Source organism: Sphingomonas sp. Leaf242 (assembly GCF_001422045.1).
Lineage (GTDB): Bacteria > Pseudomonadota > Alphaproteobacteria > Sphingomonadales > Sphingomonadaceae > Sphingomonas.
This window is the reverse complement of the sequence record NZ_LMLW01000010.1, coordinates 330632-353881: the sequence shown is the minus strand read 5'-3', so window position 1 is coordinate 353881 and position 23250 is coordinate 330632. Positions and strand designations below refer to the sequence as shown.

At 65.5% G+C, this 23250-nt stretch carries 18 protein-coding genes, 1 tRNA gene and 1 pseudogene; 4 read left to right on the top strand and 16 right to left on the bottom strand.

Annotated features, from left to right (window positions below; all coding sequences use genetic code 11):
* Window positions 1-69: 69 nt before the first annotated feature.
* Entirely contained in the window at window positions 70-1974 is a 1905-nt protein-coding gene (locus ASF09_RS15800) for a glycoside hydrolase family 15 protein (protein WP_156359398.1), read from the bottom strand.
* Complete coding sequence (locus ASF09_RS15795; protein ID WP_060527060.1) at window positions 1967-2758, bottom strand: SDR family oxidoreductase; 792 nt, start codon at window positions 2756-2758, stop codon at window positions 1967-1969. Before ASF09_RS15795 ends, ASF09_RS15800 begins: the two co-directional genes overlap by 8 nt.
* A gap of 263 nt (window positions 2759-3021) precedes the next feature.
* On the opposite strand from ASF09_RS15795, the pseudogene ASF09_RS20990 reads away from it, so the two are divergent.
* Window positions 3022-3453, top strand: a pseudogene (locus tag ASF09_RS20990) (glycosyltransferase); the annotation flags it as partial.
* 498 nt (window positions 3454-3951) lie between these two features.
* Here the strand turns inward: ASF09_RS20990 and ASF09_RS19855 are convergent.
* Genes ASF09_RS19855 through ASF09_RS15775 form a run of 3 tightly spaced genes read right to left on the bottom strand, consistent with a single transcriptional unit; the run spans window position 3952 to window position 6213 of the window.
* Entirely contained in the window at window positions 3952-4542 is a 591-nt protein-coding gene (locus tag ASF09_RS19855; RefSeq protein ID WP_082444332.1) for an SAM-dependent methyltransferase, read from the bottom strand.
* Window positions 4532-5248 (bottom strand): PIG-L deacetylase family protein, encoded by a 717-nt coding sequence (locus ASF09_RS15780; RefSeq protein WP_235529851.1) that lies wholly within the window; start codon window positions 5246-5248, stop codon window positions 4532-4534. Before ASF09_RS15780 ends, ASF09_RS19855 begins: the two co-directional genes overlap by 11 nt.
* Window positions 5249-5274: 26 nt before the next feature.
* Window positions 5275-6213 (bottom strand): hypothetical protein, encoded by a 939-nt coding sequence (locus tag ASF09_RS15775; protein ID WP_060527056.1) that lies wholly within the window; start codon window positions 6211-6213, stop codon window positions 5275-5277.
* A gap of 331 nt (window positions 6214-6544) precedes the next feature.
* On the opposite strand from ASF09_RS15775, the gene ASF09_RS20440 reads away from it, so the two are divergent.
* Window positions 6545-6700: a hypothetical protein gene (locus tag ASF09_RS20440; RefSeq protein ID WP_156359396.1), complete on the top strand. Its 156-nt coding sequence runs from the start codon at window positions 6545-6547 to the stop codon at window positions 6698-6700.
* 7 nt (window positions 6701-6707) lie between these two features.
* Here ASF09_RS20440 and ASF09_RS15770 read toward each other — a convergent pair whose 3' ends face one another.
* Complete coding sequence (locus ASF09_RS15770; protein ID WP_060527055.1) at window positions 6708-6971, bottom strand: hypothetical protein; 264 nt, start codon at window positions 6969-6971, stop codon at window positions 6708-6710.
* A 120-nt stretch (window positions 6972-7091) separates the two neighbouring features.
* Here ASF09_RS15770 and ASF09_RS15765 point away from each other — a divergent pair.
* Window positions 7092-7181: transfer RNA gene (locus tag ASF09_RS15765), tRNA-Ser, on the top strand.
* A gap of 22 nt (window positions 7182-7203) precedes the next feature.
* Here the strand turns inward: ASF09_RS15765 and ASF09_RS15760 are convergent.
* The 4 genes from ASF09_RS15760 to ASF09_RS15745 form a co-directional block, all read right to left on the bottom strand.
* Window positions 7204-7635, bottom strand: coding sequence for a DUF1178 family protein (locus tag ASF09_RS15760; protein WP_060527054.1), 432 nt, complete (start codon window positions 7633-7635; stop codon window positions 7204-7206).
* The gene (locus tag ASF09_RS15755) at window positions 7632-8459 is read right to left on the bottom strand and encodes a carbon-nitrogen hydrolase family protein (RefSeq protein WP_060527053.1); all 828 of its coding nucleotides are present in this window, start codon (window positions 8457-8459) and stop codon (window positions 7632-7634) included. Before ASF09_RS15755 ends, ASF09_RS15760 begins: the two co-directional genes overlap by 4 nt.
* Window positions 8459-8713 (bottom strand): glutaredoxin 3, encoded by a 255-nt coding sequence (grxC, locus tag ASF09_RS15750; RefSeq protein WP_060527052.1) that lies wholly within the window; start codon window positions 8711-8713, stop codon window positions 8459-8461. The genes ASF09_RS15755 and grxC overlap by 1 nt, the downstream gene beginning before the upstream one ends.
* A gap of 73 nt (window positions 8714-8786) precedes the next feature.
* Window positions 8787-9506 (bottom strand): ComF family protein, encoded by a 720-nt coding sequence (locus ASF09_RS15745; protein ID WP_060527051.1) that lies wholly within the window; start codon window positions 9504-9506, stop codon window positions 8787-8789.
* An 89-nt stretch (window positions 9507-9595) separates the two neighbouring features.
* Here ASF09_RS15745 and ASF09_RS15740 point away from each other — a divergent pair, with 89 nt between their 5' ends.
* Window positions 9596-10432 (top strand): class I SAM-dependent methyltransferase, encoded by an 837-nt coding sequence (locus ASF09_RS15740; RefSeq protein WP_082444346.1) that lies wholly within the window; start codon window positions 9596-9598, stop codon window positions 10430-10432.
* Here the strand turns inward: ASF09_RS15740 and ASF09_RS15735 are convergent.
* From ASF09_RS15735 to ASF09_RS15710, 6 genes are all read right to left on the bottom strand, one after another.
* Entirely contained in the window at window positions 10429-10821 is a 393-nt protein-coding gene (locus ASF09_RS15735; RefSeq protein WP_056050637.1) for a response regulator, read from the bottom strand. The two genes, ASF09_RS15740 and ASF09_RS15735, sit on opposite strands and share 4 nt — an antisense overlap.
* A gap of 64 nt (window positions 10822-10885) precedes the next feature.
* Window positions 10886-13330 (bottom strand): tetratricopeptide repeat-containing sensor histidine kinase, encoded by a 2445-nt coding sequence (locus tag ASF09_RS15730; RefSeq protein WP_156359395.1) that lies wholly within the window; start codon window positions 13328-13330, stop codon window positions 10886-10888.
* Window positions 13331-13362: 32 nt separating this feature from the next.
* On the bottom strand, window positions 13363-14715 hold the full coding sequence (locus tag ASF09_RS15725; protein ID WP_082444330.1) for an EAL domain-containing protein: 1353 nt from the start codon (window positions 14713-14715) through the stop codon (window positions 13363-13365).
* 457 nt (window positions 14716-15172) lie between these two features.
* Entirely contained in the window at window positions 15173-16648 is a 1476-nt protein-coding gene (locus tag ASF09_RS15720) for a flavin-containing monooxygenase (RefSeq protein ID WP_060527048.1), read from the bottom strand.
* A gap of 69 nt (window positions 16649-16717) precedes the next feature.
* On the bottom strand, window positions 16718-20986 hold the full coding sequence (locus tag ASF09_RS15715; RefSeq protein WP_060527047.1) for a translocation/assembly module TamB domain-containing protein: 4269 nt from the start codon (window positions 20984-20986) through the stop codon (window positions 16718-16720).
* Window positions 20986-23220, bottom strand: coding sequence for an autotransporter assembly complex protein TamA (locus ASF09_RS15710; protein ID WP_060527046.1), 2235 nt, complete (start codon window positions 23218-23220; stop codon window positions 20986-20988). Before ASF09_RS15710 ends, ASF09_RS15715 begins: the two co-directional genes overlap by 1 nt.
* Between the last annotated feature and the right edge of the window lie 30 nt (window positions 23221-23250).

Below are 23250 nucleotides of genomic sequence, written 5' to 3'. Positions count from 1 at the left end.
CCCTTACCGACTGAGGGAACGGCGCCAACGCGCTGCATCAGCACGATTACTGTCGGCCAAGCTCAGCGCTCAACCCCAGGCGCGGGGGCCGCCATCGTCGAGCGCACGATCGAGATAGAAGGCGGCGCTGATCAGCGCGAGGTGGCTGAACCCTTGCGGGAAATTGCCGAGGAACGTGCCGTCCTGCGCGATCTCCTCGGCGAACAGGCCGAGGTGATTGCCGTGAGCGAGCAGCTTTTCGAAGTTGAACCGCGCCTCGTCGAGACGACCGGCACGCGCAAGGCATTCGACATACCAGAACGAGCAGGCGACGAAGGTCCCCTCCTGCCCCGGCAGCCCGTCGTCGATCTTGTAGCGATAGACTTGCCCATCGTCGGACAGATCCGCGCCGATCGCGTCGAGCGTCGCGAGCCATTTCGGGTCGGTGGGGCCGACGAAGCGGACCAGCGGCATCATCAACAGCGCGCCGTCGACCGCCTTGTCCGCGGGCGTATTCCCCGTCGCGCGGACGAATCGCCCCAGCGTCTCGTCCCAGAAATTGGCCCAGATATCGTCGTGGATCGCGGTCCGCGTTTCCGCCCAGCGTACCAGCGGCGCGGGGAGCGAACGCTTCTGCGCCAGCCGCACCGCGCGATCGACCGCGACCCAGCTCATCAGTCGCGAGTGGAGATAATGCTTGGTTGGCCCGCGCACCTCCCAGATCCCGGAATCGGGGGTCTGCCACGTCTCGCAGACCTGATCGACGACCCGGATGATGTTTTGCCAGCTGTCATGCGAGGGCGGCTCTCCGTATTTGCTGCCGAGATAGACGGCGTCAAGCAGCGCGCCGTAGATGTCGTGCTGGACCTGAATATTGGCATCGTTGCCAACTACGATCGGGCCGGCGCCTTCGAAGCCGCCGAGCTCGAGCTTGCGTTCGGATGCCACCGGGCCGCCGTCGAGCGCGAACATGACGCCGATGCTGCCGTCCGTGCACTCAGACGTGCGGTCCATCGCCCAGTGGAGGAAGTCGACCGCCTCGCCCTGATAGCCGAGCCGGAGCAGCGCGTAGACGGTGAACGAAGAGTCGCGGATCCACGTCGCGCGATAATCCCAGTTGCGGACGCCGCCCGGTGCCTCGGGCAGGCCGAACGTCGCCGCCGCCGCGATCGATCCGTGCTTGCGCGAGGTCAGCAGCTTCAACAGCATCGCCGACCGCTCGACCGTCTCGCGCCAGCGGCCGCGGTACATCGATTGCCGGCTCCAGTTCCGCCAATAGCCGATATCCTTCTCGACGACCGCATCGAGCGCGGACGCGCCCAGCGACACGTCGTCGGGGTTGCTGAGGACCAGCGACACGGTCTCGTCTTCGGCAAGCTCGATCTCGGCGACGAGGTCTTGCCCGTCGGCGACGAGCGTTCCCTTGCCGTGCAACGCCAGCGCGAGCCCGGTTTCATGATCGAACCGGCCGCGTGAAACGCCGGGTGCGCTCCCGTTCTCGTCGGCGGTGAACGACGCGGTGACGGAGGCGGCGCGGCCTATCGCGCCGTAATCGAACCGCGGTGCGCAGCGGATACGGACCGTCGCGCGGCCCCGCGTGCACGTGATCCGACGAACCAGTCGCGGCGGGACCTCGTTCCGATTGTCACCGACCGGCATCAGGTCGACGAGATCGACGCTTGCCTGCGTCCCCATCCAGCGGGTCATCAGGATGTTGGTTTCCGGCACGTACATCTGGACGACCCGGGCGCCATCGAGATCGGGCTCGATCGAGAAATGGCCCCCCTTTTCGGCATCGAGCAGGCGCGCGAACACCGACGGACTATCGAGGCACGGCCAGCACAGATAGTCGATCGTGCCCGCGGTATCGACAAGCGCGATCGTCTCCAGATTGCCGATCGCGCCGTGGTCGGCGATCTGCGAGGACTCTGGTGAGCCCGACACGTTTCGATCCGACGCACGGCCGCCCGTGACCGGCTTGGCGGCATCAGCCATTATCGCGGAAGCCTGGGTACAGCGACATCGCGCCGTCGATCGTGAGCGTCGATCCGACGATATAGTCGGCAGCGTCAGACACCAGGAACAGCGCGGCGCGCGCGACATCGTCGGGATCTCCGACCCGACCATAGGGGATCAGTTCGAGCAGCTTGTCCTGATCGGCCGTCGCATCCGCGTTGATCGCGGTGGCGATCGCGCCGGGGGCGATGCCGTTCACGCGGATGCTATCGCCCGCCACTTCCTGCGCGAGCGTCCGCATCAGCATGCCGCTGCCCCCCTTCGACGCGGCATAGTTGGCATGACCCGCCCACGGAATGACCTCGTGCACCGAACTCATGAAGAGGATCTTGCCGATCGCCCGGCTGACGCCGCGGTCGCCCTGTTGGCGAAACCGGCGTACGGCCTCGCGAGTCACCAGGAACTGCCCGGTCAGGTTGACGTCGATGACCTGCTTCCAGTCCGCGATCGTCATCTCGGCATAGGCCGCGTCCTTCTGCATGCCCGCATTGGCGAAGACGATGTCGACGCCGCCGAACCGCTTGGCGGTCTCGTCGAACATCCGGATCACCGCCCCCTCGTCCGACGTGTCCGCCGCGCACGCGAAGGCCTTGCCGCCGGCCTGGACGATCGTGTCGACGACCTCGCGCGCCTTGTCCTCGCTGCTGTTGTAGTTGACCGCGACGGCTGCACCGGCGGCGGCGAAGGCGATCGCGGCCGCGCGCCCCAGTCCCGAGCTCGCGCCGGTGATGATCGCGGCCTGGCCGGTCAGGTCGATGTGCATGATGGGTCTTTCGTAGGAAACAGTCCTCGCCCAACGCACCGGGTGGCAACTCTTTCCAATCGCAGACAATCTACCTGATCCTGATCAATCGCGCTGAAACGGACGCAACTCAAACGTATCGCCATGCTTTATGACATCGACACAATGGTGGGGCAGCGTGTGACCAAGACTTTAGGTTCAGGGATGCGCGACTGCCGCAGTATCGGTTTAACGGCTGACCAACGAGGTCAAGGCTGGCCGCTTGCGATAACGGCCGCATCATTTTGAAAACTGTCTCTTTACCGTTATTTACGGGGTCAGTTGCGCGACAGCGTCGTATCGCGATCGCTATCCCGATTAAAAACGAAGAGGAGCATCTGCCCGCCTGCCTCGCTGCAATCGATCGCGCAGCCGAGGGGTTCGGCGGCCGGGTCACGATCGTCGCGCTGTTGAACGACTGTACGGACGGTACGCTGCAACTCCTCACGCAGTGGCGACCACGATTTGCCGAGGTTTCCTGGCATGCCGTGTCGCTACTTGCCGGCTTTCGTCACGCGGGTTGGGCGCGACGGCTGGCCTGGGATGCCGCGGCCGGTCTGCTGGACACCGACGACGACCTGTTGCTGTCGACGGACGCCGATACCAACGTCGCGCCGGACTGGATCGTTCGCACGGTGGCGCATATCGACGGTGGCTATGATGCGGTCGCCGGGCGTGCGCTGACGCTGCGTGGCGACCGTGAGCATCTCGGCACCACGGCGCGGCGACGGCTGGACATGATCGGCCGCTATTATACCGCGCTCGATTACCTGCGCGCCGACGCGGAAGCCTCGCCGCACGATCCCTGGCCTCGGCACTTCTACGAAGGCGGCGCGAGCATCGCCCTGTCACGGCGGCTGTATCGAAGGATCGGCGGGGCCCCCACCCCGCCGGTCGCCGAAGATCGCGCGCTGTTCGAGCGTATCAGGCAGTACGGCGGTCGCATTCGCCACGCACTCGACGTGAGGGTGTTCACCTCATGCCGCACCGCAGGCCGCGCGCCCGGTGGCATGGCGGACGCGGTCGCCCGCTGGATCGATCAGCCGGAACACGCGCCGCTCCACGAAACCTACGCGGTGGCCGCCGCGCTCGCCCCTGATCGTGCGACCCGCCGCGACCAACTCAGCTTTGCGACCCTGCCTGCCGCGATCGCCGAAGCGCAGCGCCTGATCCGGCTAGCCCGCCGCGCCAAACCGCCAAAGGTCGAGCCGATACGCGTCGTACCGATCGCTGCGGACGACGGTGACCGCTTCGCCGAGCGCGACCTGGAGTTCGGCGACCGCGTCGTCCCCGCTTTTGGGATAATCGGTTTCGCCGATCCAGTGCACCAGCAGAACGTGCCCGCCAGCTAAGACGGCAGTCCGCAGATAGCCCGCCAACCGGCTGATATCGGCGCTGTCCCAGTAATAGACGACCTCCGAGAGCAGCACGAGATCGAAGGCGCCGTCGGGGGCTTCGGCGGGCAGGCGAAGACGTTCGACGCGGACGTTCGACTGGTCCCCACACCGTGCGCGCGCGGCGGTGAGGGCAGTGTCGGACACGTCGACCGCCAGGAGAGAGTCGCAGCGCTGCGCCAGGCGCGTCGTCAGGACGCCGTTCGCACACCCGACTTCCAGCGCGCTGGCGAACCGATCGCTGGGCAACGCGGCGAGAGTCGCGTCATATTTCGCGGCTTCGTAGGCGCTGGTCTCGAAGTGCCAGGGATCGCCCCGGTCCTTGTAGAGCGCCTCGAAATAAGCGGGTTCAATCGAGTGTTCACGACGCAAGGCGGGTCTCCAGGAGCACGGTATTGGGGCGATCGATCAAGCGCAGCATCGCTCGAGGGAGGCGGAAATTCTCCCGCGCGCCGACGATGCGGCCGCCGCGCTGGCTCCGGTGGCACGCCATCGCGCGGCGTTGATTGGGCCGGCCAGCCTTGCTGTCGATCGCCAAGACACGAACCCCGCGCAGGCGCTGGGTCAGCGCATCCACCGTCCAGCCCCAGACCAGATAGTCGTAGAGCCGGCAGCGAAGCCGCGCTGCGACCGCCAACGCCAGCGCCGCCGCGGCCTGGTGATCGCAGTGCGGGTCGCCCGACCACGTCACCGCGATCTGCCGGATGCCGCGTCGCCTGCACCACACCACCAGTCGGTCGACGCTGCGGGCGAACACCGGGTCGCCCGGTTTGGCGGGCGTCGCATCGGGCCAGTCGAGATGCAGCAGGTCGGCCACGCCGCCGAGGATGCGTACCGCGGCCTGCGCTTCGCGGCGGCGCAACCCGGCGATCCGCTGCGCGCTCCAGCCGGGTGCATCGGGGTGCGATCCCGACCCGTCGGTCAGAAACGCGGTGTGCACTCGGCCCCCGGCGGCGCTGACCGCGGCGATCAGCGCGCCACAGCCCAGCGTCTCGTCGTCGGGATGCGGTGCGAGCACGAGCCAGGGCCCCTGTCGCGCCGCGTCCTTCGCCGAGATCCGCCGGGCACGCCGCTTCAACGCACGCCATGCGTCCCCGCCGGGCGCTACCACCACCGATCGTCGCCCCAGCAATCCTCCTCGAGCCACGCCGCCGCCGCCCGGTCGCGCGCCTGATCGGGCACTGGCTGACGCAGGTATAGCCCGAGATCGCGCGTGATCCGGTCGATCCGGCTTTTGGCGAAGAACGACGCGGTGCCGACCGACCGTGCCGCCGCCTCCATCGTCCGCAGCCCCGCCTCCTCGACGATTCCGCGAGTCATGAGCACGAACGGGATCGCTTCCGCCGCCTGCGTTTCGGCGAGATGCGCGGCGCGCCGAACCCAGAGCCCTGCGCTGCGCGTCTCGGTGAGACAGGTAGCGAACCGCGCACGCTGGATCGAATCGGTGGCCTTGCCGGTCGCGACGAGGTGATCGCGCAGATGCCGCACCAAAGCCTCGACCGCACCGAGCTGCACCGCGGTGAAGCGCCAAGCGCCGGCACTGAACCTCGGCTCGCGCTCGTACTCGTTCGCCGCACCGATCACGCCCTCGCGACCGATCGTCATATTGGAGAAGTCGAACGCTCCGCTGCACGTCCCCCGCATCCCGCGAACCTGCCAACCGGCGTTGTCGGCGCGGGCGGTTTGGCCGGCGATCGGCACGAGGACCAATTGCTTGCCGCCCGTCTCGTCGCGCGCGGTGACGAGGATACGATCGAGATGCCCTGCCCCGGTCGCAAAGCTCTTCGCGCCATCGAGAGACCACCGATCGTCGCCAACCTTGCGGATCGCCAGACCGGGCGCTGGTTCGGTGTTCCAGACGCCGAACGTCCGTCCCGCCTCGAGATCGGTGTCCAGCGTCGCGCGTTGCTCCGCATCGCCATAGGTCGCGATCAACTGGACCGCGTTGACATGCCCCTCGTACACCCGTCCGAGACTGAGGTCCGCGCCGCCGATCGCGCGCAGCACATCGAGCAGCGCATCGGTCGAGCCCCCCGGCGTCACAGCTTTAAACGCTTCCAGCGCTCCCGCCTCGAACAGCGCATGGAGCCGTTCTGCGGGGAAATCTTCGTGCGTATTCTGCTGATCCCACGACGCCGCGAGGTGGCGGACGGCTTCGAGGACGGACCAGCCTGATGGATATTGCGTCAGTGGATTGATCCCGGATCATCCGGCTGCAGAAGCGCACCGGTCACGAACAGAGAACGTCGCACACGCGCGAGTGTTGCGCGCCGCCGTCCGCCGCAGTTCAAACAGTTACGCAATCGTAAAACGCATCCCAACCATCGGTTAACGCTTGGCCGGTATGATCGCATGATCGGATAGGACGAGATCGATGGCAAGCAAACAGGACGTCTTCACGCTGGTCGGCAAGCGCATGCGCGGCACTCTCGGTGAGCAAGGTCATCGGAGTCGTCCCGTCGACATGCCCCCAATCGCCGAACTCATCTGCCGGATCGATCGCGCATTGCAGGATCGCCGCGCCGCCTGACCCGGATCTAGTCGTATCGGTCCGCGACGGCGATCGCGGACGCGTACATCGCGGCCGCGCGTCGCTCGCGCAGATCCTCGAACGCATCGCGCGGGTCCGGCGCATCGCCGGTCGAACGCAACACCGCCCACAAGGCGAAGCGCCTGCCGGGTTCGCGCTCGGTTCCGAACGCGATGGCGACCTTCTCCCGCCCCTGGTCGATCGCAGCCGGGTCCAGCGTGTCGATATCGGCCGTACCGAAGAAATGTCGTAAAACCGCGTCGAGATCCATGATCGGCTCCTGTAGCCTGAACGGCCGAAACGCAATCCGGCACCGATGCCCTGCCTCGACTCGAAATGGTTGCGAACCGGCGCCCCACCGCTTAGACGCCCGCCGATACACGCGTATCCCGGACGGGTGGCCGAGTGGTTTAAGGCAACGGTCTTGAAAACCGTCGTAGGGGCAACTCTACCGTGGGTTCGAATCCCACCCCGTCCGCCAGTCCAGGGTCACCGACGAACGATCAGTTGGTGCGGTCCGGCGGAACGATCGGCAACGGCAGCGCGGCGATCAGAACACCCTCCTCGGCAAGAGCCTTGGCTTCGGCAATGCTGGCTTGGCCGTGGATAGTGACGTGTTTCTCCTCGCCCAGATGCATTGCGCGGGCACGATCGGCAAAGGCGGTACCGACCCATTGCGACGATTCCAGCGCCTTGGCTTGATGTTTCGCCAGCATAGCCAAGGCGGACTTGATCGCGGCGGGGCCGGGTGCATCGGCCTTGCTGTTGCCCTTTGCAGAAATTGCAGGCGCCATCAGCGCCTTGGTCACCGTGCCATCGTCGCAGATCGGACAGCGGACCTGCCCAGCCTCGCGTTGCGCTTCATACGTACCGCTCGAGCCGAACCACGCCTCGAACACATGCCCGCCGCCGCACTTCAGATCGAAGACGATCACCGCACGACCATGACGGGCGGGATGGCACGACGGTGCGCGATCGCCGGGATGCGCGATCGGACGTCGCGCAGTCGGTCGACATCGATCTCGGCAAAACCCAATCCAGCCGCGTCACCCATGTCGAGCAGGACATCGCCCCAAGGATCGATGACCAGCGATTGGCCGTAGGTCGTGCGTCCGTCGGCATGCTCGCCGGTCTGCGCCGCAGCAACGACGAACGCCCCCGCCTCGATCGCGCGGGCGCACAGCAGGATGTGCCAGTGCGCCGCGCCAGTCGGCCGCGTGAAGGCGGCGGGGACGGACAATATAGTAGCACCGGCGTCGCTCAAAGCGCGGTACAGATCGGCGAACCGAAGATCGTAGCAGATCGATGGACCGACCATCCCGACGGGCGTGTCGATCACGGTCGCGGTGTCGCCCGCGACATAGGCGGCGGATTCGCGCCAGCTCTCACCTGTCGGCAGATCGACGTCGAACATATGCAGCTTGTCGTAACGCACTCGGATCGCGCCGGTATGGTCGATCACGAACCCGCGATTGGCGAGCCTGCCATCGGAGCGGCGAACCGCCAACGAGCCCAGATGCACCCAGATACCCGCATCGGCAGCAGCGGCGCAAACCGCTGCGAGCACAGGGTCCTCGGCCTCGCTCACGATCGAAGCGCCCGCCCGGACCCGATCGCGGTCGATCAGGCCGGACATTTCGGGCGTGAACAGCATCGCGGCGCCCTCGGCCGCCGCCCTATCGATCGCATCGACCAGCGTCGCCGCATTGACGACCGGATCGATACCGCTCGTCATCTGCAGAACGCCGATCCTGGCCATCAGGCCAGCAGAGCGTCGAGACCGCCCTTTGCGTCGAGCGCCGCGAGATCGTCCGATCCGCCGATATGCTTGCCGTCGATAAAGACCTGCGGCATCGTGTTGCGACCGCCCGAGCGCTCGACCATCTCGGCTTTCTTCGGGCCGCCCATCGTCACGTCGAACTGCTCGGGTTCGACGTCCTTCGAGGCGAGAAGTTTCAGCGCGCGCGTGCAGTACGGGCAGAACGCCTTGGTATAGATTTCTACTTTTGCCATGCGCCCGAGATGTGGTTTCCGCCGGGCGCTGTCAACTCGGCGCCGGTAAATTGGACGGTCAATTCGGCGTGGATCAATCGCTTGCCGTCGGAGACAGCACGCGCGCCCAGCACAATATCGTGACGGATCGCGCGCCCGCCTTGAGCAAGACGCGCGTGCAGCCGTCCGTGGTCGCGCCGCTGGTATACACGTCGTCGACGAGCACGACCGACCGTCCCCGAACCCGCTCGGGCGTACAAACAGCGAATGCACCCGCGACCGCCTTCACGCGCGCTTTCCCTCCCAGTCCCCGCAGTACGAGCGTCCGCCGCGCCCGAACGAGTACGTCGAGATCGTGGGTGACGCCGGATAATGCCGCCACCGATCGGGCGATCAGCGCCGCCTGATTGAACCCGCGCGACCAGATCCGCCATCGATGCAGCGGCACCGGCACCAGCAGGTCGGCATCATCGGGCATCAGGCGATGCATATGCCGCGCCATCGTCTCGGCAAAGGCGATCCGGCCGCCATATTTGAGCCGCAGCACGAGGCTGCTCGCGATGGGTCCGTAGGCGACCGCGGCGCGGACACCGGCATGCCGAGGCGGCTCGGCGAGGCATGGCGCGCAGACGACGTCCTCGCCGCGATCGAAGGCAAACGGGCGGTTGCACGCCACGCACCAGGGCGGCCCGAGAAACCGCAGGCTGCTCCAGCAGGTCGCGCAGAACCGGTGATCCTCGGCGACGGGCGTCCCGCAGCCGCCACAGCGCGGCGGTAACGCGAGGCCGATGATCCGGCGAAACGGTCCGGTCATGCCGTATCTTCCCCGCCTTGAAGCCCGCTCCTGTCTGGCTCCCCTGGCAGACCTTGTCGTGGAAGCCCGACCACGGCACAAGCGCGGTCGTGTCAGACAGCCCTCCCGAAATCTTCGACCGCGCCGCGCGTCGCCTGCGTCGCGACCGCGCCGCACCCGATTATGCCGATCATGCATTTCTTCGCGAGACGATGCTCGACGGAATCGCCGAGCGGCTTGACGCGGTCACCCGCCCGTTTACCGACATCCTCGACCTAGGGTGTTTCGATGGCGCATTCTCGCCGCCGCCGGGCGCCCGCGTGGTGCGGTGCGACGCGGGCTTCGCGTTTGCCGCACGGACCGGCGGGGTACAGGCCGACGAGGATCGCCTGCCGTTCGCCGACGCGTCGTTCGATCTGGTGGTCAGCGCCGGCGTGCTCGACCAGGTCAACGACCTGCCCGGCGCGCTTGCTCTCATCCGACGCGTGCTGCGTCCCGACGGGCTGTTTCTCGGCGCGTTCGTCGGCGCGGGCAGCCTGCACGCCTTGCGCGCGGCACTGCGGACCGGCGAGAGCGAACGCCCCGCCGCGCGCCTCCATCCGCAGATCGACGTGCGGTCGGCAGGGGACCTGCTGATGCGCGCCGGCTTCGCGTTGCCGGTCGCCGACGTCGAGACGCTCGATGTTCGCTATGCCGATCTGAGCCGCGTGTTCGCCGACCTGCGTGGCATGGCGGCGAACAATATGCTCGCGCAACGCCAGCCCCTGACACGCGACGTGCTCGCCCGGACGTTCGCAGCATTTGCAAATGCTGCCGACGATACGGGAAGAACGCGGGAGACGTTCCAGATCGTCTTCCTGACCGGCTGGTCGCCCGATCCCTCGCAACCCAAGCCCGCGAAACGCGGCAGCGCGACGGCATCGCTGGGCGACGCGCTCAAACGCTAGGCGATCAGCCCGTCGCCCTCCGCGGCGCGCGCTAGGATGCGTCCCATCGCCTCGAACAGCGCATCCATCGCGACCGGCTTGAAGATCACGTCGTCCGCTCCCGCGGCAAGGCATCGCTGGCGCAGGTCGGGCGCGATATCCGCGGTGACGACGATGATCGGCACGACCGCCTTCGCATCACCTCGGGCGCGGATATGCCGAATCGCGGTTATCCCATCCATGCCGGGCATTCGCAGATCGACCAGCACGATCGCGAACTCGTCGTCATCGAGGATCTTCAAGCCGATTTCGGCGCTTTCCGCTTCGACCATCGTCGCCCCGGCGACGTCGAGCATGTCTTTGACAACACGCCGGTTCATCCGGTCGTCTTCGATGAAAAGGACGTTCACGAGGTAGGTCGCGAGGGGCGTTTGAAAGGAGGCGAAAGGACCGTCATGCCGCTACGTCTACGCGTCATGCAGCGTGAGATACAAGGTCAGGAATTGAGTGGTTTTTCAAAACTGATCCATGTAAAACTGCCGCGATAAGATCGGCCCCGCTGACCGGCTTTGCCACGACGCGCGTGATCCCTGTCGCGAGCAATTCCTCGCGTTCCCGATCAGCCGAAACGGGCCAGAGCAGCGTCGTTTCGACACATGCCGATGCGGCTGCGTAGGCGATCCGGGTCAGTGCTGAAATATGATCGCCCTGCCCTCGTAGCGTCGCGTCATCGATGAGCACGCGCGCGACATTGCCCAGATCAAGTCGTGCGATGGCTTCGTCGACCGACGTCGCGCACCCGACCAGACCACAACGCGGCGCGAGCAACGTCGTGAACATGCTGCGGGTGATCGGGTTGCGATCGAGTACCAGCGTTACCGTTCCCTCCACAGCGCCGCGTTCGGTGATCGCGATAGGTTCGGCGCGGATCAACGGGAGCGTCAACGTGAACGTCGCGCCACGACCGATCGCGCTGCCGACCGACACATCGCCGCCCATCGCACGCGCCAGGCTGCGGCAGATCGAGAGACCAAGCCCGGTCCCGCCGAATTGCCGCGTCGTGCCCGCATCGGCCTGTTTGAACGACTCGAATATCTCCTCGAACTTGCCCGGCGAGATGCCGATACCCGAATCCGTGACGGCAATGCGGAGACGGTCATCCGTAGCGACGTCGATCGTCAGCACCACTGCGCCCGACGTCGTGAACTTGAGCGCGTTCGACAACAGGTTGAACACGATCTGTCGGACGCGCGCGGCATCGCCCACGATCATGTCCGGGCAGTCGTCCAGGTCGACCACGAACGACAATCCCTTGGCACGGGCCTGCTCGTCCCACATCCGGGTCGCGTCGATCACCGTGGCTCGAAGATCGAACGGCGCGGACTCGATCGTCAAATTGCCCGTCTCCATCTTGGCCACGTCGAGAATGTCGTCGACTAAGGCGCGCATCCTGACACCCGCGCCGTGGACGATGTCGAGGCGGTCTCGGATCCCGGACCCGAGCGCCCGATCCGCGAGCATCACCTGCGTCATGCCGAGGATACCGTTGAGCGGCGTCCGTATCTCGTGGCTCGTGGTCGCCAGGAACTCGGTCTTGGCGGCAAGCGCTTTGCCGAGCGCATCATTGGTCACGGCGAGGTCGTCGTTCGCCGCCCGCACGCGGTCGCGGCTGCGGCGGATCGTGACCAGCCCGACCGCCAGCATCGCGATCAGCACCGCCACCGCGGCCGATGTCCCCAGAAACACGTAGCGCTGAGTCTGCGCGCGCGCGCGCTCGAACGCGATGCTGCGTTTAAGCTCTCTGGCCTTGAGTTGACTGATCTTCAGTTCCTGATTCGCGAAGTCGAACCGTGCCGCCATCAAAGCGGTCTTGGTGCTGGTTGCCAGTTTGGTGGCATCATCATCCAGTCGCTTGATCGCCTGAAGCTGAACCAAGGCGCTCGACGCGTCGCCGCTTTTTCTGCTGACGTCATAGGCCGTCTGATGGACATCCCTGTATGACATATCGGTGGTCTTCGAATCGATCCCGGACAATGCCGCAGCGATCAACTCATGTGCCGAAGCGATATCGCCGTGCTGCAATGCAGCCTGTGCTTCGGTAGCGAACAGCCGGCTGCGTAGCCCCGCGTCGAGCGAATCAGCGGCCTTGCGCGCCATTCTTAGCGCTTGGTCCGCCCGCGCGAAATTTCCAATCTCCAGTTGGATGCGCGCGGTATTGATATAGATCTCTTCGATGAGATTGCGGCTTCCAAGCTTTTTGGCCATCGCCAGTGCCTGCGCCAGCTCGTCGCGTGCTTGCGGATAACGGCGCATCTGAGCCAGGGAGAGCGCCCGGTTATTATGAATGGCGAGTGAAAGACTGATATCGATCCCGTAGATATCCAATGCCTGCTGATAATATTTGAGCGCCGTCTGCTGCTCTTGGGCTTGGTCGTAGAGCGATGCGATAAACACCAGAGCGCGCGACTGCCCCCGCAGATCGTCGAGATACCGATATAGTTCGAACGCCCGCTGATAGTCCCGCAACGCGTTGCCCGCCTGACCTCGATTGCTGTCTACCCACCCAAGCGAGAGAAGAAGGTCAGCATGCAACTTCGACCTCGGTTCGCGCCGCACTACCTCGGCGATAGCACTCCTTACGGCGGCCTCCGCCAAATCTGTTTTGTTTGTCCGTAAATATGCTTCCCCCTGCAGCCACAGCGCAGTTGCCAGCGCGATGTCGCGGCGATCGGCTTGCGGGATGCGTGCGCCGAGACGTTCGGCGTCGATTGCCTTGGTCAGCGCCTCCGTCGGATCGGTCAGCATCGCCTCCTTCGCTGCCGCGACCGCCGTTTCGTAATTTTTGCTGCTCGTCGTCACGCGCGCAAGCGGTGACGCCGTCGCGGATGCGGCGTTCATCAGCAACACCAGCGGCGCCACGAACGTAGCGAAAAATCGGACTAGAGCGTGGGTCAGGCGCGCTTCCACACGGTTGCCAGTCGATTGAATGGCGCCCGGACGTCGGTCGCCAGCGCCAGCGCCTTACCATCGTCGAGAAAGTGGATCAGCGCATCGATATTGATCGGACGACTGATCAGGAATCCCTGGATCATGTCGCACCCCATCACTGACAGGAGCGCCATCGCCGCAGGCGTCTCGACGCCTTCCGCGACGACTTCCATTTCCAGCGCATGCGCGAGATCGATGGTCGAGCGAACGATCAGCGGGTCGCGGTTCGAACTTGTCAATTGCGTCACGAAAAGCTTGTCGATCTTCAGTTCTCGGGCCGGCAACTGCTTGAGATACGCCAGTGAAGACAACCCCGCCCCGTAATCGTCGATCGCGATGACGATGCCGATCTCGGCAAAGACCTTGAGGTTCGCGATCGCGCTTTCGGGATCGCGAATGACCGACGTTTCGGTGATCTCGAACCCGAGTTCAGCACCGCTCTGCTCGACCAACGCGCACGCCTGCCTGACGAACCACGCGTCTGCCAGAAGCACACCGGAGATATTGATGAACACCCGCAGATCGTGCCCGGCCCGCGACAATATCTTCTGATCCTCGATCGATCGACGGATCGTCCACAGGGTCAGCGCGACGATATCGTGGGTTTCTTCAGCCAATGGAATGAAGTCGCTCGGCAACACCAGTCCGCGGGTCGGATGGTTCCAACGGACAAGGGCTTCCACGCTCGTAATCTGCTGCCGCCGGAGGTGCACCTTCGGTTGATACTGGAGAAAAAGCTCTTCGTTTTCGATCGCGACGGGCAAGTCCCGGACGAGTTGAGCCCGATCGATCGCCTCCGTGCTTCCGGCCACGTCGAGCGCGACCGGGGTGCGCTCGATACGCGCCTCCGCCAAAGCCTGTTCCGCTGCCTCGATCAGGTGAACCTCGTCGCGATGCGGCGCGGCCGCGGCACCACCGAGGCGTGCCTGGATATCGTGGGTCTCGCCATCGATATCGAATGGACGTTCGAACGCGCCTTCCAGCGCGGCGATCGCGACATCGAGCGCAAGCCGCGCCCCGCTCTCGAACGCGATTTCCAGGATTTCGCGACCGACCGCAACGATGCGGGCGTCCGGAAGAGCTTCGCGCACCCGCGCGCCGAAATCGACGATCAATGTCTCCGAACGGGCTTTGCCGAGGTGGCGCCGCAGCGTCGCAAAGTTCGCGATTTCTGCCAGGATCAGGAAACGCCAACCGTTCAGCGCCCGATCGCAGATCCCGTCCTGCCGAAGTTCGCCGAGCAAAACCGAATCGACCAGCCGCGCATCTGTTTGCGTCGGGCTGCACTCGATCTGCGAGTACGGATGTTCGCTCATCCCGTCGTGCTATCGGCGAGCCCTAAACATACCCTTAACCGCAAACGACACACACGCATAATGTATGGTTAACAGACTATAAAGATGATTGTTTAACGTCGCATTAGTGATATGTTGTGCGAGCACCGGTAACGGTGCCCATAAGGGAGCATAAACATGCTGAATTTCATTGTCTTTCTACTCGGTAACACCATCAAGCCTTGGTGAATAACGTTCGTCGGTCCGGATACAGATTCGCTACCAGTTGGCGCGTTAGGTTTCCGGACCGACATTTAACCGTTATTAGTCAATGACTAACGAGTTTTGATCAGGGGTGTCCAAACGCGCTTTTGATCAAAGCTTCTAACGTTACTTCAAATAAAACCTCATTGGCTGCAAGTTGCACCAATTCCGGTTTCTAATCCCTACATTGCAGAACGGCGCTCGTTCACCAGCCGAATCGACGGTTAGGCCGGAGTCACGTAACATGTAGCGGATGAAGCGTCGCCGGGTTCGAGAACCTCATCGAATCGTCGACCGAGCCGAACTTCAACGCCAGCAGATCCAGCGCGTAATTCTGGTTCAGCTTCCACGGCTTGCGTGCGCCTTGAACCGGCAGAGCCGCAGCAGCGCGCTGCACATAGCCCGAGGTGAAATCCAGGAACGCCTCCTGCTTCATGCTGGGATCGTCGTTGCTCGGCGTCGCTTGCCGCAACCCACGTTTCTTCATCGTGTTGAGCAAGCGGCAGACGTACACCGCGGTCAGATCGGCCTTCAGCGTCCACGACGCGTTGGTGTAGCCGAAGGTCGAGGACAGGTTCGGTACGCCATCGAACATCATCCCCTTATATTGCAGCCGTCCGGCGAGTTCGATCGGCTTGCCGTCGAGGCTGAACGCGACCCCGCTCATCAATTGAAGTTCGAGGCCCGTCGCAGTTACGATCACGTCGGCGGGCAGGTCCTTCCCCGAATCGAGGTGGATACCCTCGGGCGTGATCCGCGCGATCGTGTCGGTGACGATCGAGGCTGTGCCGGCGTTGATCGCGGTGAACAGGTCGCCGTCGGGCACCAGGCAGACGCGCTGGTCCCACGGGTTGTAGCGCGGGGTGAAATGTGTCGCGACGTCGTAGTCGGGGCCGAGCTGATCGCGGACCATGCCGATCATCCGCTCCTTCACCTTGTCCGGCTTCTTCCGCGCGAGGCGATAGAAGACCATCCCCATCAGCACGTTCTTCCACCGCGTGATGCCGTACGCAGCCTTGGACGGCAGTTTCCCGCGCAGCCAGTTCGCCACGCCATCCTCGCCCGGCCGCGCGACGATGTAGGTCGGCGAGCGCTGGAGCATCGTCACGTGCGCCGTAGTCTTCGCCATCGTCGGCACCAAGGTCACAGCAGTCGCGCCGCTGCCGATCACGACGACTCGCTTGCCGCTATAGTCGAGGTCCTCGGGCCAGAATTGCGGGTGGACGATCTGCCCGGCAAAGCTGTCCGCGCCCTCGAACTCTGGCGAATAGGCCTTGTCGTAATTGTAATAGCCCGCGCACATCGAGAGGAAGTTGCAGGTCAGATGCACACGCGCACCGTCGGGGCCGGTCGCCTCGACGGTCCAGCGGGCGTCCTCGGTCGACCACGCCGCCGACTTGACGTGATGGCCGTAACGGATCTTGCGGTCGATGCCGTATTCCCGCGCCGTGTCCTCGACATAGGCGCGGATCGACGGGCCGTCGGCGATCGACTTGGCCGCGGTCCAGGGGTGGAAGGCGAACCCCAGCGTGTGCATGTCCGAGTCGGAGCGGATGCCGGGATAGCGGAACAGGTCCCACGTCCCGCCCATCGACTGCCGGCCCTCGAGGATAACGTAGCTGCGATCGGGACAACGCGTCTGCAGGTGGTAGCCGGTGCCGATCCCCGAAATGCCGGCGCCCACCACGATCACGTCGACATGTTCGGTCATACTGCATCCTCCCGCCCCGGCGTTACGCCGTAGGTTTCAGAACCGAACCTATCCTGTTGTGATCTTTACTCAATAGTCCTTCGTATATTTGACGCTCGCACTCTGCCCGCCGCTCGATCCCGCGGCCGACAAGAGGCTCAGCGCCTTGGTCAGCGCAATCTCGAGCTGCGTCGATGTGAAGCCCTTCGCGTCGGTCACGATCTCCACATAAATGTTCTTCGTGATGTACTTGCCCGCCGCGAGGCTGGTGCCACGCCCGGTCGCCTGATCGGCGCCGAGCACGCGCAACCGGTCGAACCCGGTCGCCGAGCGGAGCTTGCCGAGCGGGTTCAGGCCACCGCCGCCCGACCCGCGCAGCGAGTTCAGTGCGGACGCCAGCTGGATCGCCTCGGTCGCCGACAGATTGGCCGGGCTCGACCCGAACAGCAGGCGGCTGAGCACTTCGTCCTGCGGCAGGACCGGGGTCGACGTGAACGCGATCTGCGGCTTCTGGCCGGTCCCGGTGACGTTGATGACGACGGTGATGTCGCTGGTCGTAGTGGTCGCCTGGATGTTGATATCCGGGTCGGTCAGCGCACCGCCGCGGAAGCGGATCTGGCCCTTGTTCACCTCGAACCGCTTGCCCGAGAACGAATACGTGCCGCGGACCACGTCCATGCCGCCGGTGACGATCGGCGCGGCGGACGTGCCGCCGATGTGCATGTCCATCTCCCATTCGGATTCGAGGCCCATGCCCGAGACGAACAGCTGGTTCGGCGCACGGACGCGAAGGTCGAGCTTGAACTTGCCGATCGCAGGCACGTCCGAGCGATCGGTCGAGACCGCCGTACGGATGTCGCTCTTGCGACGCACACCGGTCAGTTCCGGAACTTCGGCCTGACCCTGGCGGATGATCTGGTAGCGCGCCTCGGGGATCTGGAGATCGCCCTGGATCAGGCCGCCATCGCGTCCGTTGGTGAGGTGAACCGTACCCGTAGTCGTAGCGCTGATCGCATCGCTCTTGGCGAGCTGCGCATTGTTCAGCGTCGCGCGGATGTCGATCGGGAAACCGCTATCCGCAGCGAACCCGATTTTGCCCTGCGCCTGCACGGTACCGTCGCCGGCCTTTGCGGTCAGCTGCGTCAGTTGCAGGTCGGTGTTCGAGAACCGCCCGGCGATCCGCATCTGCGACAGACGCGTGCCATAGGTCTCGTTGTCGTAGGTCAGGTTGTCGGCCCGGACGACGCCGTTGAGCTGCGGTGCGGACAGGCGCCCGGAGAAGTCGGCAGCGACCGCGATCGGCCCCGACAATTGCTGGTTCGGGATCGCCGCAAAGCTGAACAGCACCGCGGACGGGCCATTATAACGGATCCCGCCCGACAGCGGCGCGGCCATCAGGCGCGTGCTCCAGGAGCCATTGCCCGCCGGAAGCGGCCGAAGGTTGGCGACCATGCGGCCGATCACCGACGTCCCGCGACGGACCAGCGCGCGGCCAGTCGCACCCTCGCCGCCGAGTGTCCCGGCAAACACGATGTCGACGGGTTCGGAGACGGCGGCGAGACCCGAGCGGGTGAAGTTGGTGACCGTCACGCGCGCGTCCGTGGTTGGCAGTGCGGCCGAGTTTGTTTGAGCGAAGTCGAGGCTGCCGGTCGCCTTGCCGCCGATGCCGAGGTTCGGGACCAGAGCGGAGAGCGTCGACAGGTCGAGGCGATCGAGCCGGACCTGCGCGTTCGTGCCGCGGCCATAGCTGCCGGCGAGACGCGCCGAGCCACCGCCTGCGCCACCGAAGTCGATCCGGGTCGGCGACAGGCGATACTCGCCCTTCACCGCCTGGATGCGCGCCGGATTGACGGTGCGGAAGTCGATGCCGTTCGCCTGGCCTTGGGCGGCTACGAGGTAGGTGTTCGGGGTGAGTTTGGCGTTGACCGCTAGGCGGAAGGGGACGCCGTTGGAGCCGGTCAGCAGCGCTTGCGCGGTGCCGTTGCCGCCGACGTAGTTCACCTTCGCGCGTGCCGCCGAGAGCACGATTGCGCCGTAGCGCATGTCGGCGATCTGCGCGTCGGCGACGATCTGAGGGGTCGGCGTCATGACCGCGGTCGCGTTGACGATCGCGCGGCCGATGGTGAAGTCGACCATGCCGGGGATCTTCGCGCCGTTGGCACGGGCCGCGACGTCGGCGCGCTGATAGCCGCCCTGGTTGGCGAGGCGGACATTGCCCGACAGGCCTTGCCCAGCGAACTGGAGCGCGCCCGCGAACGGGCCTGCGGCGGTCTGGACGATCCGACCGCTGCCGACGATCCCGGCGAACACCACGCGGCGCACGTCGACCGCGAGTTGCGCGCCCGGCTTGACCAGCACGTCGGCGGTGAACGGCCCGTAATTGGTACCGCCGCTCGCGGTGACGGCATAGGCGCCGCCACGCCCGACGATCCGCGCGTTGAGGTTGACGAGGCCGACGCCGACGCCCGGACGCGGTGCGCGCAGGACGACGACAGGAGCCGTCGCGCTGCCCGTGACGCGAGCAGACAAGGGGCCGTAGGCGGTCGAATACGCATCGGCGTTCACCAGCACGGCGCCGGTGGCCGGATCGAACCGGCCTTCGCCACGCGTGACGCGGAACTGTGGCGCGTTCATCCGGAGATTGCGGAAGGTGACGATGCCTTCTGGGCTGTAGCCGATGTCCGAGCGGACGATCGCATTGCCGCCGAGGAAACTGCGCGCGCCTTCGTTGAAGATCTGCGAGGTCTGCGCGACGACGCGGCCGGTGATCCCGAAGCCGCCCTTGGGTCCCGGCACCAGCTTCGCATCGGTCGTCAGGTTGACGATGCCGATCCCGTCGACGCGGTAATTGTTGATCCGCCCCTTCAGCGCGCCGGTGTAGCGCCCGGTCGCCATGTTCGCGACGACCACCGCCGTCGCATCGATCTTGTCCGAGCGGATCTTGAGGTTGTCGGACAGGACGTTCACGCCCGAGATCGCGAAGTCGCCGTCGATCGCGACGTTGGTCGCGAGCCCGCCGACCGCGGCATTGAGCCCCGTCACGCGACGTGCACGCGCCTTGACCGGCACCAGGATACGGTCGGAGTTCACGCGTGCGAGCCCCTCGGCGTAGAGGTTCTCGACGCCCATGTCTCCGAACGCGATCGTGGCCGCGCGGACCTTGTAGTCGACCGTTGGCGTCGCGAACGCACCGTCGAGCACGACGCGTGCCGTGACGTCACGACCACGCAGGTTCGGAAGGATCGCACCGGGCGTCAGCAGCTTCGCGTTGACCGCGAAATTGCCGAAACGGCTGTTGGCGAGATCGATCAGGCCACCGGCGTCGACCGCCAGCGCGTCCGACTTCAGCGTCATCCGCGTGTCGGCCTTGCGGTCGTTGAGCGTGGTATCGATCGCCACGTCGAGCTGTGGGGACGTCAGGCGCTCGACCGGACCTTCGAGATACAGGCCGGGACGCGTCGAACCGCGCACTTCGATATGACCGTTCTTGGCGCTCAGCCCGAGGTTCGCCAACTGTCCGCCGCCCAAAGTCGCGACCGCGCGACCCTGCCACGAGGCCCAGCTACCGCGGCCGTCGACGCTTGCCGTCAACGGCGCCTTGAACGACCCCATCGTCGAGACGACACCGCCGACCGGCGCGGTCAGCTTCACGTTGACGTCGAGCTTGTTCTGCTCGGGCACCGCGTCGAGCTTGAGCACGAGGCGATCGCCACCGGCGATGCCGGGGCCGGTCAAGGCAGCCGCGTTGGTGGTCAGCTGCGCGCGCTTGTCGGCAATGTGCACGGCGCCGTCGATCTTGACGATATGCGTCTGGCCGGTGACCGGCTTGGCGATCAGGAAGCGATCGATCACCAGGCGGTTCACGTCGATGTCGAGATCGGGCAGCAGCGGCGCGTTGGGATCGGTCGGCGTCGCGTTGAGTATCGGGCGGCGCTGCAGCGTGACCAGCGGCGTGGTCAGCGAACGCACATCGACATGGTTCTTGGCGAACGCGAACGGACGCCAGTCGACGGCGAGCTTCGGGCTGGTCAGGAAGACGCCCTTGGGGTCGGACACGCGCACGTCGCTGAGCGTCATCGCGCCGTAGATCGAGCCATCGATCCGGCCGACCTTGATGTTGAGGCCGGACGCGGTGGTGTAGCCGCCGATCTGGTCCGCGACGAGACGCCGGCCAGGATCGGTGTTGATCCCGAACAGCACGATCAGGACGAGCGCGACGAGGCCGACAGCCAGGATCGCGAGCCATTTCAAGATGCGCTGCCATAGCGGGCGACGTTCGACGATGACCGTCTCGGTCTGCTCGAACTGGTCCCGCTCAGCAGGGCCCTGTTCAACAGGTGGGGTGCCGTTTTCGGCCATCAGAATGCCTGCCCGATCGAGATGTAGAGGGCGACCTTGCCGTCACCCTTGCGGGGGTTCAGCGGGGTCGCGACGTCGAACCGCATCGGGCCGAAGCTGGTGTAGAAGCGCCCGCCGATACCCGCGCCGTAGCGCAGGGACGACAGGTTCGGCGTGCTGCTCTCATAGCTGTTGCCCGCGTCGATGAACGGCACGATGCCGTAATCGCCGAACCGGTAGCGAGCCTCCAACGCGAATTCGTTGAGCGAGCGGCCGCCGACCGGGTTGCCGTTGGGATCGAACGGCCCGAGCCGCTGATACCCGTAGCCGCGCACCGAACCGCCGCCGCCGCCGTAATAGCGCCGCGAGGGGGCGAGATCGTCGCGATCGACGCCTTGGATCGAGCCCGCCTTGGCACGGCCCGCGATGACGATGCTGCTGGAGACGGGATAGTAGAACGTCCCCTCAATCATCGTGCGGACGTACGGCTTGACCGACCCCTGCACCGAGGTCTCGGGGCTGAGGTTGAGCGTGAGGCGATAGCCCTTGGTCGGGTTGAGCAGACTGTCCGAGCGATCGAACTTCACCTGACCGGGCAGCGCGACGATGCCGTAGGTGCGGCGGACGTCCTTGCCTTGCGTAAAGTCGTAGACGCTCTCGTTCGTGCCGACGAGTTCGCCACCGTAATAATATGTCAGCGGCTTCTGCCAGATCGGCGTGGAATCGTAGCTCCAGCGAACGCCGACGCTGGTCGTGAACGCGTCATAGGCGTCGTAATTCGAATGGTTCGCGCCCGCGGTCAGGCTGAACGTCTTGTCGCGCTTGCCCGCGTTGGCGCGGCGGAACGTGCCCGCCAGACCCTGCTCCTGCGTACCGGCAATCACCGACGCGATCAGCGCGCCTTCATACGGGAACAGGTTGCGGTGCTGCCACGTGCCTTCCGCGCGGAAGCCCTGCCCCGTCGAGAACCCGACATTGCCGCCGAGCGACCGCGGCTTGCCCTCGCTCTGGCGCACCAGCAGGTCGACCTGCTCGGTGCCGTCGGGGTTGATCGTGCCGGTGCGGACCGGCTCGACCGACACCGTCGAGAACAGCGACGTCGCGACCAGCGCATCGCGCAGGTCGTCGGTCATCCGGTTGTCGTAGAGTTCCCCCGACTTGAACCGCGGGAACAGGTTCAGATGCTCGAGGTTGAAGACCGGATCGCCTTCGGTGCGAAGCTGCCCGAACGACGAACGCGGGCCGGTATCGACGGGCAGCGTGTACGCGCCGGTCGGGGTCTGGTCGTCGAGCAGGATGTCGCGCTCGCCGATCTTGACGAACGGATAGCCCTGCTGCGGCAGCGTCAGGCTGACATTCGCCTCCGCGCCCTGAATCCGTGCCGCCTCGATCGGATCGCCGACCTTCAGCGGCAATTGCGTACGGACGAGATCGGGCGGGGTCGTCGCGTCCGCCTTCACGGTGATCGACGACAGCGAATAGAGCCGGCCGGGTTGCGCGCTGACCGTCGCCTTCAGCCGCGCGGGCTTGGTCTTGTCGGCGTCGGGGATCGTTTCGATCGTCGAGATCGCGGTCGCATCATAATAGCCGAGCGACTTCAGCAGCCGCACGGCCAGCGCCTCGTCCTCACGCGCGCGCGCTGCGACCTGCGTGGCGTTCGCCGCCTTGCCCTTGCCCTCGGCGAGCGCGGACAGTGCCTTGTATTCGCCTTCGAGCCCGTCGCCCGCCTTGTCGAGCCCCTTGGTCGCGGTCTCGTAGCGGATCTCGGGCGCGTCCTTGTCCTTTATATCCGCCGCGGTCTGGAGCGGGGTCGTGTCAAAGCTCGACAGCGGCGTCAGCGGTTGCGCGAGTTGCGGATCGCTGGGGCCGGTCGGGGGCAGCACGTCGCCGGCCAGCGTGGTCGCGGGGGTCGTTGCGGTGGCGGGCGTCGCAGGTGCCTGGGCGCGTGTCTGGGCGGGGGCCTGGGTTGTCGGAGCGGGCAGCGGCGCCATCGCTTCCAACGGCGCGTTCAGGTCACCGCTCAACGGCGGCAGCGCGCTGTCGAACTCGGCGTCGGGCACAATCGGCGCGTCGGAACGCGGGTCGTTCGATTGCGGCTGATCGCTCGGCTTGGGCGCGTCGGGGCCCTTGGCCGGAGCGGTGCCCGGCTTGGCAAGCTGTGCGGAAGCGAGACCCGCAAATCCCCCGGTAAAACCTGTAGTCGACGCTACCAACGCCAGAGCGAGCCAATGATGCCGGCGATTAGAAGCTGTCACACGATCCCCTTTGCAGGCAGCGATCGTGCT